The 13,703-nt window shown below is 42.1% G+C and carries 11 protein-coding genes; 4 read left to right on the forward strand and 7 right to left on the reverse strand.

Annotated features, from left to right (window positions below; genetic code table 11):
- Positions 1–707 precede the first annotated feature (707 nt).
- The gene (locus AAC854_RS09895; protein WP_340616948.1) at positions 708–1,187 is read left to right on the forward strand and encodes an Hcp family type VI secretion system effector; all 480 of its coding nucleotides are present in this window, start codon (positions 708–710) and stop codon (positions 1,185–1,187) included.
- A gap of 87 nt (positions 1,188–1,274) precedes the next feature.
- Here AAC854_RS09895 and mgtE read toward each other — a convergent pair whose 3' ends face one another.
- From mgtE to purM, 6 genes are all read right to left on the reverse strand, one after another.
- Positions 1,275–2,738, reverse strand: coding sequence for a magnesium transporter (mgtE, locus tag AAC854_RS09900; protein WP_340616949.1), 1,464 nt, complete (start codon positions 2,736–2,738; stop codon positions 1,275–1,277).
- Positions 2,739–3,020: 282 nt separating this feature from the next.
- Positions 3,021–4,553 carry an exopolyphosphatase gene (gene ppx, locus AAC854_RS09910; protein ID WP_340616951.1) on the reverse strand — a complete coding sequence of 511 codons (1,533 nt, stop codon included), beginning with the start codon at positions 4,551–4,553 and terminating at the stop codon, positions 3,021–3,023.
- A gap of 3 nt (positions 4,554–4,556) precedes the next feature.
- Positions 4,557–6,626: a polyphosphate kinase 1 gene (gene ppk1 / locus AAC854_RS09915; protein WP_340616952.1), complete on the reverse strand. Its 2,070-nt coding sequence runs from the start codon at positions 6,624–6,626 to the stop codon at positions 4,557–4,559.
- Positions 6,627–6,699: 73 nt separating this feature from the next.
- A complete protein-coding gene (gene speG, locus AAC854_RS09920; protein ID WP_099113340.1) occupies positions 6,700–7,263 on the reverse strand; it encodes a spermidine N1-acetyltransferase in 564 nt (187 codons plus the stop codon).
- Positions 7,264–7,629: 366 nt separating this feature from the next.
- Positions 7,630–8,268: a phosphoribosylglycinamide formyltransferase gene (purN, locus tag AAC854_RS09925; RefSeq protein WP_340616953.1), complete on the reverse strand. Its 639-nt coding sequence runs from the start codon at positions 8,266–8,268 to the stop codon at positions 7,630–7,632.
- 112 nt (positions 8,269–8,380) lie between these two features.
- Positions 8,381–9,424, reverse strand: a complete 1,044-nt coding sequence (purM, locus tag AAC854_RS09930; protein WP_340616954.1) for a phosphoribosylformylglycinamidine cyclo-ligase — start codon at positions 9,422–9,424, stop codon at positions 8,381–8,383.
- 225 nt (positions 9,425–9,649) lie between these two features.
- Here purM and upp point away from each other — a divergent pair, with 225 nt between their 5' ends.
- Both upp and uraA read left to right on the forward strand, forming a co-directional pair.
- Positions 9,650–10,276, forward strand: a complete 627-nt coding sequence (upp, locus tag AAC854_RS09935; RefSeq protein WP_340616955.1) for a uracil phosphoribosyltransferase — start codon at positions 9,650–9,652, stop codon at positions 10,274–10,276.
- A gap of 69 nt (positions 10,277–10,345) precedes the next feature.
- A complete protein-coding gene (gene uraA / locus AAC854_RS09940; protein ID WP_340616956.1) occupies positions 10,346–11,656 on the forward strand; it encodes a uracil permease in 1,311 nt (436 codons plus the stop codon).
- Positions 11,657–11,711: 55 nt separating this feature from the next.
- Here uraA and AAC854_RS09945 read toward each other — a convergent pair whose 3' ends face one another.
- On the reverse strand, positions 11,712–12,572 hold the full coding sequence (locus AAC854_RS09945) for a hypothetical protein (protein ID WP_340616957.1): 861 nt from the start codon (positions 12,570–12,572) through the stop codon (positions 11,712–11,714).
- Positions 12,573–12,930: 358 nt separating this feature from the next.
- Between AAC854_RS09945 and hda the strand changes: the two genes are divergently transcribed.
- The gene (hda, locus tag AAC854_RS09950; RefSeq protein WP_047963722.1) at positions 12,931–13,638 is read left to right on the forward strand and encodes a DnaA inactivator Hda; all 708 of its coding nucleotides are present in this window, start codon (positions 12,931–12,933) and stop codon (positions 13,636–13,638) included.
- Positions 13,639–13,703 lie beyond the last annotated feature (65 nt).

The following is a 13,703-nucleotide window of genomic DNA, read 5'->3' on the forward strand; positions in this document are numbered from 1 at the left end:
ATCTGATATTGTGGAAATCCCTTGTTATGTAGGGCTTGAAGCTGATATCTTTGTCCTGGAGTCAACTGTCGATACTGTCTGATTTGTTTATGCATATCAGGCTACTATTTCTGGTGTGAGAGCTGTGAAATTTATCACAGTTGACTCTCACCTTTTAATATCTCACCTGTTGCACTTAATATGTTAACTCAGCCCCAATCCGGCTTCAATAATTTTCATACTATCTAATCTGTAAATTTTCATAGCGTTAATAGCCTTTTTTATAAAAATTGAAATTCAATATTGGCAGAAATAAGCTGATATCAATAACCAACGTTACTGTATAGTGACTACTCTCAGAACTGGTTTGGCGAGAAGAGATAAAATGAAAAGAATAACAGTAAGAATTTACCTGAAGATCGGAAAAAAGAAGTAATGGAAGGCCTTAACCAATATTGTACGAAAGCAAACGAGTTGCAGAAGGAAATTAAGGAAAAATACAAAAATAGCCCTGAAAAATTAAAAATTTCAGACAATTATGATATTTAGTAGTATTATTTCTGTGTTAATTTTTATGTTAGGCTATCTGCTTAAATGAATTTAAGATAATTCTCTTATTGTACAGTGAGTTTAATCACACTTTTTTACTACCCACCTAACTTTATTTAGGGCTATATTAGCACGGTCTGATCGTACTTTATGAACCTTAACCACAACAGGAAGTTATTATGGCAAATATGATCTATTTAACGTTGCAGGGAGACAAACAGGGGTTGATTTCGCAAGGTTGTTCTTCTGTTGAATCCATAGGTAATAAATATCAGTCTGGTCATGAGAATGAAATATTTATATTAAGGTTACATCATTCCATTCACAGAGAACAAAATGTTAACCATAGTCCAATTGTATTTGTAAAACCACAAGATAAATCATCACCATTATTAATGATGGCAATTTCAGATAATGAAACATTAAATCTGAAATTTGACTTTTATCGCACAGCCCAATCTGGGGCACAGGAATTATATTATTCTATCGAATGTCGTGATGCGACAATTCTTGAGTTATCTCCGAACTATCCGCACAGTGTTAACCATGCGGAAGCACAACCAGAAGAAAGTGTTTCTATTAAATATAAAGACATTATTTGCCGTCACCATATGGCGGGAACTTCTGGGTATAGCGTCTGGGACGACAGAGTATATTAATAATTGAGATAAACGCCGATGATTTAATCGGCGTTTTTACATTGTTCCCAATTGTAATGCGCTGGGTAAAATAATATATGAAAGCGCTTAAACTAAAAACAGCGTTGCCAATCCCAAAAAGATAAAAAAACCACCAGTATCGGTAATTGCTGTAATCATTACGCTGGAACCAATTGCAGGATCTCTTCCCAATTTCATCATAATAAATGGAATCAACACACCCATCAGGGCTGCCATCAATAGGTTCAGTATCATCGCCATTGTCATCACACCACCCATAGCCAGATCATTGTAGAGTAAGTAAGTGACAACGCCCATTATTCCCCCCCAAATAATACCGTTGATTAAAGCAACGCCAAGTTCCCTTAATAACAGGTAAGAAAAACTACCGGTTTGGATTTGATGGAGTGCCAGCGCCCGGACGATCATCGTAATGGTTTGGTTGCCGGTGTTACCCCCAATCCCTGCCACAATAGGCATTAAAGTTGCGAGGGCAACGAGCTGGGAAATAGTATGTTCGAATAGCCCGATAACACGTGAAGCGACAAAAGCTGTACATAGGTTTATCGCGAGCCATGTCCAGCGAGTTTTGACAGCCTGCCCAACAGGAGCAAAAACGTCCTCTTCCCGGCTCAGGCCCCCCATGCGGCGGATGTTGGTATCGGTTTCTTCACTTAAAGTATCAACGATATCTTCAACGGTCAGACGACCCATCAAACGCCCATTATTATCGACTACCGCAGCAGAGATTAAGTCATAACGTTCGAACGCACTTGCGGCATCTTCACCTTTTTGTTCTGGCGAGAAAGTCACGGTATCCGTATTCATCACTTCGGAAACCAATCTGTCCGGTGCATTGGTCAGTAAGGTTGTGAGAGGAAGCTCCCCTTGAAGGCGGTTTTTACGATCAATAACGAAGATCTTATCTGTCGTTTCGGGAATTGAGCCTCTGGAACGTAAAAAGCGTTGAACTGTGCTGAGCGTAATGCTTCCCCGTACTGTTACGAACTCAAAATCCATCATCTGGCCGATGCTGTCTTTATGGTACTGCAATACTTCGCGGATGCGGTTGCGTTGACTCGGCTCCAGATAAGTCAGTAAGCGGCGTGTGATTTCACGTGGCAGATACTCCGCGATGTAAGCCTGCTCATCCACATGCAGTGTACCAATGGCGCGCAGCAGCTTGACGTCAGACATATCTTTAATCAAGTTATCCCAGATCGGAACAGAAGCTTCAACCAGAACTTCACCGCGCTGGTTATTGTCGATCAAACGCCACAAAGCAAGACGCTCATCATAGGGTAAGGCTTCCAGAATATCCGCAATGTCGGCAGCATGCAGGTCTGCCAGCAGAGTACTGACTTCCTCTATTTTCTCCAGTAATTGTTCGTCGCTGATGGTTGAATGTTCATCAGACTGGCCCAATAATTTATCGACAAATAGCTTGTCGTTAATGAATAACGAAAGTAAGCGTTGACGAACATGCGCCAGTTTTTGGGAATGCTGGTTGACAACGGTTGCATTATCAGGTGTAAAGGCCGGCTGTAACATGATGTACCTTTAAGACAGAAAATGGGGCAAAAAAACAGGATAATTACAATAATATAACCATAACATAATCAGGAGCATTGACCTTAAGCTAGCATAGTAACTACTTTGTTTCTGATCTACTAAGATATTCCACCGATTGCTGTTTTGTTTGCTTTTGCTGGTAATGCTCCAGAGCTGCAACGAATGAATAGATAAAGCGCCCAAATAAAATCAGAAAGCTGATAAGCAGTATCAATTTTGTAATTTGAACAGTTTTCTTTTTCTTCTTCATAACGTGTATCGTTAAGTCGATTCCTCTTTAATGTGTAAATTCCAGCCTGTCACGTCACTCCAGTAATCTTGCTCTTTCTCTAAATCAAGCTGCACGAGGGCATTCTGCGTTAAATAATTGGCTGGCAGATAGAGCGTCCAATGACTATGATCAGTTTCCAGCCTCAGGGTTTCCGGTATCGTGGTCGATTGGCGCTGATTATTCAACAGGGTTGCTAACCGCAATATCTTCAGCATGGGAAGATACTGTTTTTTCTTGAACAGATAGAAACGGGGATGCTCATGTACTTTAATCGCCTTGCGATGATAACGTACCAATGTTGCCAGTAACGATTGCTGTTCTTGATTAAACCCCGGTAGATCGGTATTTTGCAGGATATAAGCGGAATGCCGTTGCAGCCCACTCAGATTGATACTTAAACCGACTTCGTGCAACATGGCAGCCCACAACAGAATAGATTCCAGTTGTGAGTGCTCCCGCTTGGGATTTTGCTCTATCCATTGATCATAAAGGTTTTTGGCGGTGTTCCAGACCCGGTCGGCTTGTTCCCGGTCAATATTGTAGTGTTCAGCAAGACTTTTGGCGGTTCTTTGACGAATATCTTGATGGCGGAAACGATCTTCCATTTCGTAAAGTACACCTTCCCTGAGCGCTCCTTGGGATAGACGCAGTTCCTGAATATGCAGGGCGTCGAAAATACCACACAAAATTGAAAGGCCGGAAACAAAAGTCCGTTTACGGTCATTGGAAAGCCCCGGCAGATCCAGCGAATCGAAATTTTTGTGTTTCAGAACCCGTTTTACCAGCATATTGAGGCGTTCTGGTGTAATCAGGCCATCTTTTTCACCCAGTTCCACCAATAATTCGTGGATAGCCTTAATGGTTCCTGAGGCTCCCAAGGCAAAATCCCAGCCTTTTGTACGGAATTGCCAAACAAGGTTTTCCAGTTTCTGTTCGGCCTGAAGCCGCGCCTTGCGGAAATTATGCTCGTTGATTACACCATCAGGAAAGAATTGACGGGCAAAACTGACGCAGCCCATGCGACGGCTTTCAATCAGAAGCGGTTCGAAGTCTTCACCGATAACCAATTCCGTTGAGCCACCACCAATATCAATCACTAATTTTCGGCCTTTTTCTGGTTGAGTATGTTCAACGCCCATAAAAATCAGGCGGGCTTCTTCATGACCAGAAATAATTTCAATCGGGTAGGGAATAATTTCTTTTGCCCGTTTTAAAAACTCTTGTGCGTTAGTTGCTTCGCGTAAGCTATGTGTTCCCACCAAACAAACATTATCTGCGGAAAAACCCTGCAATCGTTCGGCAAACAGAGAAAGGCAGCTCAAACCACGCTGGATAGCTTCTTCGCTTAATTCATTTTCGCTGTTTAAACCATCGGCAAGGTAAACCCGCTTCTTTAAACGTCCAATAACCTGTAATGCGCCGTTTACAATACGGGCGATTACCATATGAAAGCTGTTGGAGCCTAAATCAATAGTCGCAATTTCTTGGGGTTTGGGCATGGGAGTGTCGTGTTTCAACGGCATAAATCAGGCTCTGGGTTCCGGTTGTTCAAGGTTTTTTAGATAATCATAAACAGCAAGTTGCGCACGGATTTTACGCTTATTTCCTCGTGGAACATAGCGATTGCTCAACTCCTTATCAATATAATGTGCCTTGACGGTATCACTGAACTGTAATTCGAGGATATCCATAACCTGTTGTTTTAACATGGGCTCCAGCAGGCAAACTGCCACTTCAATGCGATAATCGATATTTCGTGTCATCCAGTCAGCAGAGGAGAGAAATATTTTCTCATCACCTTTATTGGTAAAAACATAAACGCGATCGTGTTCCAGAAAGCGATCGACAATGCTGGTGACCTGAATATTTTCACTGAAACCCGGCTGATTGGGAACTAAAGAACACATGCCTCGTACCAGAATGCGAACTTTAACACCGGCTTCTGAGGCATCATACAGGCGATCCACCAGTTCTTTGTCCACCAGGTTATTGATTTTCAGGGTAATGCCGGCCACTTCACCCGCTTTGGCGTTTTCGATTTCTTGAGTAATCAATTGATTGAGCATTGCCCGTGAATTTTGTGGCGATACCATCAAATTATCAAATGTAACCGGACGATAAGGGTTTTCAATAAAGTTAAATACCCGACGAACTTCATTGGTGACTTCGGGTTTTGCGGTCAACAGTGAGTAGTCGGTATATAACCGCGCTGTTTTTTCATTGAAATTCCCTGTACCAATATGGGCATAACGGATAATTTCATTTCCCTCAAGGCGCGAAATGATGAATAGCTTGGCGTGAATTTTCAGGCCAGGGGCGGAAAAAATAACATGGACGCCAGCTTCGGTCAGGCGTTTTGCCCAATGGATGTTGGCTTCTTCATCAAAACGTGCCTGTAGCTCTACTACAACAGTGACTTTCTTGCCGTTATGTGCCGCATGGATCATGGAGTCAATAATGCGTGAGTCTTTTGCGACACGGTAGATATTAATTTTGATAGAGATCACGCTGGGATCGAAAGAAGCCTGCCGCAGTAATTCCAGTACGTGTTCAAACGTGTGGTAAGGATAATAAAGCAGAACATCTTTTTCGCGAATAGCATCGAAACCGTTGCGGAAATGGTCGAACCAGGTATGGCGCAGCCGTGGCATGGGTTTGTTCAGTAAACTGCGGTTTCCTTCATTGGGAAATTTAATGAAATCTTTAAAATTATGATAACGTCCGCCTGCAATGACGGAATCATCATTGGAAAGCCCTAGTTTACTGCGCAGCAGGTCCACCATTTCATCTGGCATATCACGTTGGTAAACAAATCGTACCGGCTCTGCTGTCAACCTCTGTTTAAGTGTGGAGGACATCAATTCCAGAAGGCTGGATTCCATTTCTGTTGCCAAATCATATTCGGAATCGCGAGTCATTTTCATGGAATAGACATTCAAGGTATCGTAATCGAAGAACCCTTTGAAAATTTCATCCAGCGTGTAACGCAGAATATTATCAAGCAAGATCATCGACTTGCGTCTGCGTGGCATTTCGGGAGGGAGGTTAACGAAACGAGGGACTTTATCCGATGGAATTTCCAGCAGGGCATATTGCGTTTCTTGACCACGGATAATTTCAACGGCCAAATAGGTATAGTCATCTTTGAGAAACTCAACCAGATTAGTTTCTGGATTGATGACAATCGGCGTAATGTGTGGGCGCAAATGTTGCCGGAAATATTGCCGTAGCCAGATTTGCTGATTCGGCGATATTTGCCGTTCATTGATCAAAAAAATCTGGTTACGGGCCATTTCCAGTAGCAGCTCGTTATAAAGCTCATCGAACTCTTGATCTATTTTTGCTACTTTGGCCTCAATTTTTTTCAACAATTGGCGGGCGCTGGTGGCTGAACCCCGTTCCTCACTGATAAGAATCCGCCGTTTTACGTCAGCAAAACGAACTTTATAAAACTCATCCAGGTTATTGGAGTAGATCCCTAAGAACCTCATTCTTTCGATCAGCGGATTACTTTTGTCAGCCGCTTCCTGAAGTACACGTTCGTTGAAAGAGAGCCAGCTCAGTTCTTTTTCGGTATAGAGACGATCGTGGGACATTACTACTCCATTTGGTTTTCCATTTAATCTAATGGTCAGCGTTTAATGGGCCAAGCGTTTAACGGCTAAGTGTTTAACCGACCAAAATATCGGTCTGGGCTTCACGGGTTTTATTGGCAAAATAGTGGTGTTGGAATGTACACATCCTAATGGCTGTATGATAAGAGCCATTCACAAAAAATTCATCGATTAATTCGCCTTCGGTGTAGAATCCCAATTTATTGTATATGTGAATTGCCTTCGAATTTTCTTTATCAACAATTAAGTACAGCTTGTAAAGATTCAAGACAGCAAAAGCGTACTCCATCGCAAGTTTGGCGGCTACGGCAGCATAGCCTTGCCCTTGATAGGCCGGGGCAATGATAATCTGGAATTCTGAGCGGCGGTGGACATAGTCAATTTCGACTAATTCGACTAACCCGACTTTGGAGTTCATGCTTTCGATAATAAAACGGCGCTCACTTTGGTCATGAATGTGCTTGTCATAAAGATCGCATAATTCAACAAAGGCTTCATAAGGCTCTTCAAACCAATAGCGCATAACACTGGCATTATTATCAATTTGATGAACAAAAGGGAGATCTTCCCGCTCAAGGGGGCGCAAATTTACAGATGGTCTTTCTGGATCACTGGACATTGGATACCTCAGTGCTTCTTGCGGGTTGTATGAATTCATTCTATACCCGTGGTTTTTCAAATTGCCGCTTTGTTGGCTGCGCTCATTCACCTCTGCCGTCGCGCTGCAAGGTGAGATCTATCGGGTACAAATATAGCTAATAATGTTCGAATAAATAATTATTACAAGATAAATAATTATTGTCGGGCTAATATTTTCAGATAGATAAACAACCAGATTCTTTAGGCATGGAAGTATAATAGAAGTATTAAGGCATAGAGACATAGAAATAGAAACCAATCCGAAGCAGCAACTTACAGCAAAGTATTATCTTAACAGCCATTAACCAAAATACGTATTAACACTGAGCTGTAAGTTAGGGATTAATTATTCTGAAGCATAACCTTGTGGCGGTAAAATTTTGCCATCCATTACCGCTGTATTCCCTTCCATAGCTAAACGACCATTCAGGAACCAACCAATGACCAGAGGGTAAATATTATGTTCCTGGGTCTGGACACGTCCGATAACGTCTTCTTCCTTATCTCCATCAAAAATAGGCACTTTAGCCTGTAGAATGATTGGGCCGCCATCCAGCTTTTCTGTAACAAAATGGATGGAAGTGCCATGTTCTTTATCACCATTTGCAATGGCTTTCTGGTGAGTATGCAGGCCGGGATATTTTGGTAATAGGGAAGGGTGAATATTGAGCAGGCGTCCATGATAATGCAGGACGAAATCGGGCGATAAAATTCTCATATAACCTGCCAAAACAACTAAGTCCGGCTGATATTGATCGATAGCCTTGAGCAGGGCAATGTCATAACTGGTGCGATCAGCATATCCTTTTGGGTCAATAAAATGGGCTGGAATATTGGCCTGTTCAGCCCGTTTCAAACCATAGGCATCAGCATTATTACTGAAGACGGCAGAAATACTCCCATTAATCCGGTTTTGTTGGCAGGAATCTATGATGGATTGAAGATTGCTGCCATTGCCGGATACTAAGACGACAATTTTTTTCATGGTTTCTCTTAGCTGAAAATTTCATTGACTGATATACCCTTTATCTTGCAAGTTGCAGCTTTATTGACTGCAACTTGAAATTTATTGGGAACAATATTTGTTTCTTTATAATTTATTTATTGATAACAACCGGTTGATCATCAGCGTTGAGTTCGGAAATTGTACCAATTTGCCAGGCATTTTCACCTGATGCTTTCAGATATGAAATTGCCTGCTCTGCCTGAGATTGAGGCAACGCAATTATCATACCCACCCCGCAGTTAAATGTGCGGTACATTTCATGTTCGCTGACATTGCCGGCTTGCTGTAGCCACGTGAAAATTGATGGCCACTGCCAACTGTCGGCGTTGACTCTGGCCTGCATATTTTCTGGCAGAACGCGAGGAATATTCTCCCAAAAGCCACCCCCTGTCAGGTGTGAAATTGCATGAACGTCAACCTTTTCAATCAGCTCAAGGATTGATTTAACATAAATTTGCGTTGGGGCAAGCAGATGATCTGCGAGTGATTTTCCGTCAAGCTCGGTCGTTTCAGGGTTTGCCTGACTGACTTCGAGTATCTTACGGATTAAAGAATAGCCGTTGGAATGTGGGCCACTGGATGCCAGCGCAATCAGTGCGTCACCAACCTGAACCTGGCTGCCATCAATAATCTCTGCTTTTTCAACGACACCGACGCAAAAACCAGCGACGTCATAATCTTCACCGTGATACATACCAGGCATTTCTGCTGTTTCACCGCCAACCAGCGCACAGCCTGCCTGTTTGCAGCCTTCTGCAATGCCTGTGATAACACTGGCTGCGGTATCCACATCCAATTTGCCTGTAGCATAGTAATCAAGGAAGAAAAGAGGCTCTGCTCCCTGAACAACCAGATCATTGACACACATGGCGACCAGATCAATTCCGATGGTATCATGGCGTTTCAGATCCATGGCAAGGCGCAGCTTGGTACCAACACCATCTGTACCGGAAACCAACACCGGCTCACGATATTTCTGAGGCAGGGCACATAATGCACCGAAACCGCCCAATCCCCCCATCACTTCAGGGCGACGGGTCTGTTTTACGACACCTTTGATACGATTGACTAAGGCATTGCCAGCATCAATATCGACACCGGCATCTTTATAGCTAAGAGAGGTTTTGTTGGTCACTGCGTAGCTCCCAGATGGTTGCATTTTTATGAATAAAACATAACGGCAGCAATTCTAACAGCCTAAGCAAACGTTTGCGATAGCTTTATACAAGATTCCTGCTGAATGAAAATTAAAGAAAAATACTTGTGGTTGATAAAAATCAATAGATTGATAGTGGCGTGCTGCTGAAAAGGCGGTATAATCCCGCGATTTTTTATCTGCCGGCTATATTAGGAGAAACCCATGAAGATCGTTGAGGTTAAACACCCACTGGTTAGACATAAACTTGGTTTGATGCGAGATCATGATATAAGCACTAAACGCTTTCGTGAACTGGCCTCAGAGGTGGGTAGTCTTCTGACATATGAAGCAACTGCTGATTTAGAAGTTGAGAAAGTAACCATTGATGGATGGTGCGGTCCGGTAGAAATAGACCAGATTAAAGGGAAAAAGATTACGGTAGTACCTATCCTGCGTGCAGGATTGGGCATGATGGATGGGGTACTGGAAAATATTCCGAGTGCGCGAATCAGTGTCGTCGGTGTGTATCGTGACGAAAAAACACTCGAACCCGTGCCTTACTTCCAGAAATTGGTTTCCGACATTAATGAGCGCATGGCATTGGTTGTTGACCCAATGCTGGCAACCGGCGGTTCCATGATCGCTACGATTGATCTGTTGAAAAAAGCAGGATGCCCTGCCATTAAGGTATTGGTTCTGGTGGCTGCTCCAGAAGGGGTTGCTGCACTGGAAAAAGCTCACCCGGATGTTGAACTTTACACTGCTTCAATTGATGAACGCCTCAATGAACAGGGGTACATTGTTCCCGGCCTGGGGGATGCAGGCGATAAAATATTTGGTACTAAGTAACATTTTTAGCCGGCTGAGAAGTCGGCTTTTTTTTGGTTTCTAGCAAGATGAGATAAGAGGATATCAAGCATGACCCGTCGGACTATTGGGGTAGACGAACGACCGCCTTTGGCACAGACTATTCCATTAAGTTTACAACATCTGTTTGCTATGTTTGGGGCAACCGTTTTGGTTCCCATTTTGTTTAAAGTTAATCCCGCCACGATTTTATTGTTCAATGGTATTGGAACATTACTCTATTTGGTGATTTGTAAAGGAAAAATTCCCGCTTATTTAGGTTCAAGTTTTGCCTTTATTTCGCCTGTACTGTTGCTGTTGCCTTTAGGATATGAATTGGCATTGGGGGGATTTATTGTCTGCGGCTTGTTGTTCTGTCTGGTTGCCCTGATTGTTAAAGTAGCAGGAAGAGGTTGGATCAACGTGATGTTTCCACCTGCGGCGATGGGTGCTATTGTTGCGGTAATCGGCCTGGAATTGGCTGGTGTTGCTGCGGATATGGCGGGTTTGCGCCCAGCGTCAGGTTCGGAAGTTAATATGACCCATTTGACCATATCTATGGTAACGCTGGCTGTAACCATTTTAGGATCTGTCGTATTCCGTGGTTTTATGGCGATTATTCCGATTCTGATTGGTGTGCTGGTGGGTTACGGGCTGTCATTCTTTATGGGCATTGTAGATTTAACGCCAGTACGTGAAGCACCATGGTTTGCATTGCCAACTTTCTATACACCTCGTTTTGAATGGTTTGCCATCATGACGATTTTACCGGCGGCATTGGTGGTGATCGCGGAACATGTCGGGCATTTGGTGGTGACGGCGAATATCGTACAAAAAGATTTGCTGAAAAATCCGGGTCTGCATCGCTCAATGTTTGCGAATGGCTTTTCAACGATGATTTCGGGTTTCTTCGGTTCAACACCTAACACGACTTATGGTGAGAATATCGGTGTTATGGCATTGACCCGTGTCTATAGTACATGGGTGATTGGCGGTGCTGCGGTGTTGGCGATATTGCTTTCTTGCGTCGGTAAATTAGCTGCGGCGATCCAAATGATCCCCGTTCCCGTTATGGGCGGTGTTTCTTTGCTGCTATATGGTGTCATTGGTGCATCAGGTATTCGGGTTTTGATTGATTCTAAAGTTGATTACAGTAAAGCACAGAATTTGATTCTGACTTCCATTATTTTGATTATTGGTGTCAGCGGGGCGAAAATTCAGATAGGTACAGCAGAATTGAAAGGGATGGCGCTTGCAACTGTCGTCGGTATTGGCCTGAGTCTGCTTTTCAAACTGATCAGCATTATTCGTCCGGAAGAGCAATATATTAACTCTTCTGTAGAAGCGATTAAAAATGATAGAAAGTGTGATGCAGTAGAATAAATCATATTATATAAATTAATAAAATGAGGGCTTTGTAAAAAGCCCTTTTTAATATTTATCTTATTTCATCTATATCAGGGAAGCCCATATCAAGAAGTTCTTTTTTTTCTATTTCACTGATGTTATAAGGAACCTTGTGTGAATTATCTTTTAATCTATCTAGTGTGTTGATATTGCCTTTTCCATCAATAAAAGCTATATATCCCAGTTTAAATTTATCATATGATAAAATCATATTGTATACTTCTGGTCTCGTAGGGGAAAAGAATCTATCATATTTATTTGTTACCGCACTGGAATAGTTTTTAGAACTCTCTGTTGCTAAGAAAACACTTTCATCTTCCCATTGTTTCATTTTCCTCTGCCATTGAATAGGATATTCTTTTCCTTTACAGGCAATTTCTGCCCAAGGATCACATATCCATGAATCCGGCAGGATATGTGAAAATAGACCTTTTTTGATAGCTAAAAAAACATCACTTTTTAAATGACTTATCATGATAAAAGAATGATCCTTAGGAAGTGTGGTTTCATATATGACGATATATATATTCTTTTCTGGGTCGGAGTCTATGGCCTTGTAAAGGTTGAAAATTGCAAATGAATGCCATTTCATTAAATAATGAAAGGCATAAGTACAATGTTCACTACAATTTCCAACTAAGTTCATTTTGAATTTGATTTCATTAATATATTGATATAGTTGAGGGAGTCGTGAATCTCTGATATCGTTAAAACGTGTTTTACTCAGTTTATCTGATTGGCTGGAAATAAGATGTTGCAGTTTAAGTATTGTAGGGTCTCCTTTATGACCTAGCTTATCAATGTTTTTTGTTTCAAAATGAAATTTATTGGCTGATCCACCCATAAAAGTATTTTTTGTTCTTTGTATCACATCACGTAATATATTTTCCATTAACATATGAACCTCGGATAATAAAAATTTAAGATGAATGTGTTAAAGTTAGCTGTATTGTATTTTTACATTAGAATATCTGTTTGTCAGATGTGAAATAAAATTTATGTTAGTAAAGGGTATCTCTGGCCAACCGGGAAAATGGGTTTTGTTCTGGAACATGTTCTGATATTAATCTTCTGATTACCAGAATACCAATATTAAAAAATAAATTTTTGCCATACTGTTGGTTGTAAACTATCCATTTTATCGCTCGACGAACATCGGTAATAACCCCTGTTTTAAACAAAGCATTCGTTTCATTTATAGAGGCTTTCTGTGGTAGACTTAGCACTGTTCGTTATCCATTCTGTTTGAGGTGCTTCTGAATACACCGTCGCAGCTTTCATTGCCATTATATTTGCCAGATGATGAAACGTTTGCCAGTTTCTTTGCAGGTGAGAATACTTCCTTATTAGCTGCAATAAAATTGGCCATTAGTCAGTCACATGGCAGCTATATCTATTTTTGGTCCCGCGATGGCGGGGGCAAGAGTCATCTGCTTCATGCCGCCTGTGCCGAATTGTCCCAACAGGAAGAAGCTGTAGGATATGTACCACTGGATAAACGCGCCTATTTTGTTCCCGAAGTCCTTGATGGTATGGAACATTTATCATTGGTGTGCATCGACAATATTGAGTGCATTGCAGGTGATCAGGAATGGGAGATGGCTATTTTCAACCTTTACAATCGAATTGTGGAGATTGGCCGGACCTGCCTTTTGATCACAGGCGATCGTCCTCCAAGGCAGATTAACCTGACGTTACCGGATCTGGCATCTCGTCTGGATTGGGGCCAAATTTACAAATTACAGCCGCTATCTGATGATGAGAAAATTCAGGCATTGCAGTTACGGGCTAAATTACGGGGTTTTGAATTACCTGAGGATGTCGGGCGCTTTGTGTTGAAACGGCTCGACAGGGAAATGCAGACACTGTTTAAGACCTTGGATGAGCTTGATCGCGCTTCTATCGTGGCACAACGTAAGCTGACGATCCCGTTTGTAAAAGATATCCTTGAGCTTTGAGTTGATATTTTGAGTTGATTGAGCGGCAAGTAAACGAGTACAGAATGTAAAAGTGATAGTGAACA

It is taken from the genome of Xenorhabdus entomophaga, from assembly GCF_037996725.1.
Lineage (GTDB): Bacteria > Pseudomonadota > Gammaproteobacteria > Enterobacterales > Enterobacteriaceae > Xenorhabdus > Xenorhabdus khoisanae.

Excerpts from the sequence above, each read along its gene's own strand:
- upp (WP_340616955.1), top strand. The coding sequence starts at position 9,650 with ATGAAGATCGTTGAGGTTAAACACCCACTGGTTAGACATAAACTTGGT.
- ppk1 (WP_340616952.1), bottom strand. The coding sequence starts at position 6,626 with ATGTCCCACGATCGTCTCTATACCGAAAAAGAACTGAGCTGGCTCTCT.
- purN (WP_340616953.1), bottom strand. The coding sequence starts at position 8,268 with ATGAAAAAAATTGTCGTCTTAGTATCCGGCAATGGCAGCAATCTTCAA.
- AAC854_RS09945 (WP_340616957.1), bottom strand. The coding sequence starts at position 12,572 with ATGGAAAATATATTACGTGATGTGATACAAAGAACAAAAAATACTTTT.
- AAC854_RS09895 (WP_340616948.1), top strand. The coding sequence starts at position 708 with ATGGCAAATATGATCTATTTAACGTTGCAGGGAGACAAACAGGGGTTG.
- uraA (WP_340616956.1), top strand. The coding sequence starts at position 10,346 with ATGACCCGTCGGACTATTGGGGTAGACGAACGACCGCCTTTGGCACAG.
- speG (WP_099113340.1), bottom strand. The coding sequence starts at position 7,263 with ATGTCCAGTGATCCAGAAAGACCATCTGTAAATTTGCGCCCCCTTGAG.
- ppx (WP_340616951.1), bottom strand. The coding sequence starts at position 4,553 with ATGCCGTTGAAACACGACACTCCCATGCCCAAACCCCAAGAAATTGCG.
- mgtE (WP_340616949.1), bottom strand. The coding sequence starts at position 2,738 with ATGTTACAGCCGGCCTTTACACCTGATAATGCAACCGTTGTCAACCAG.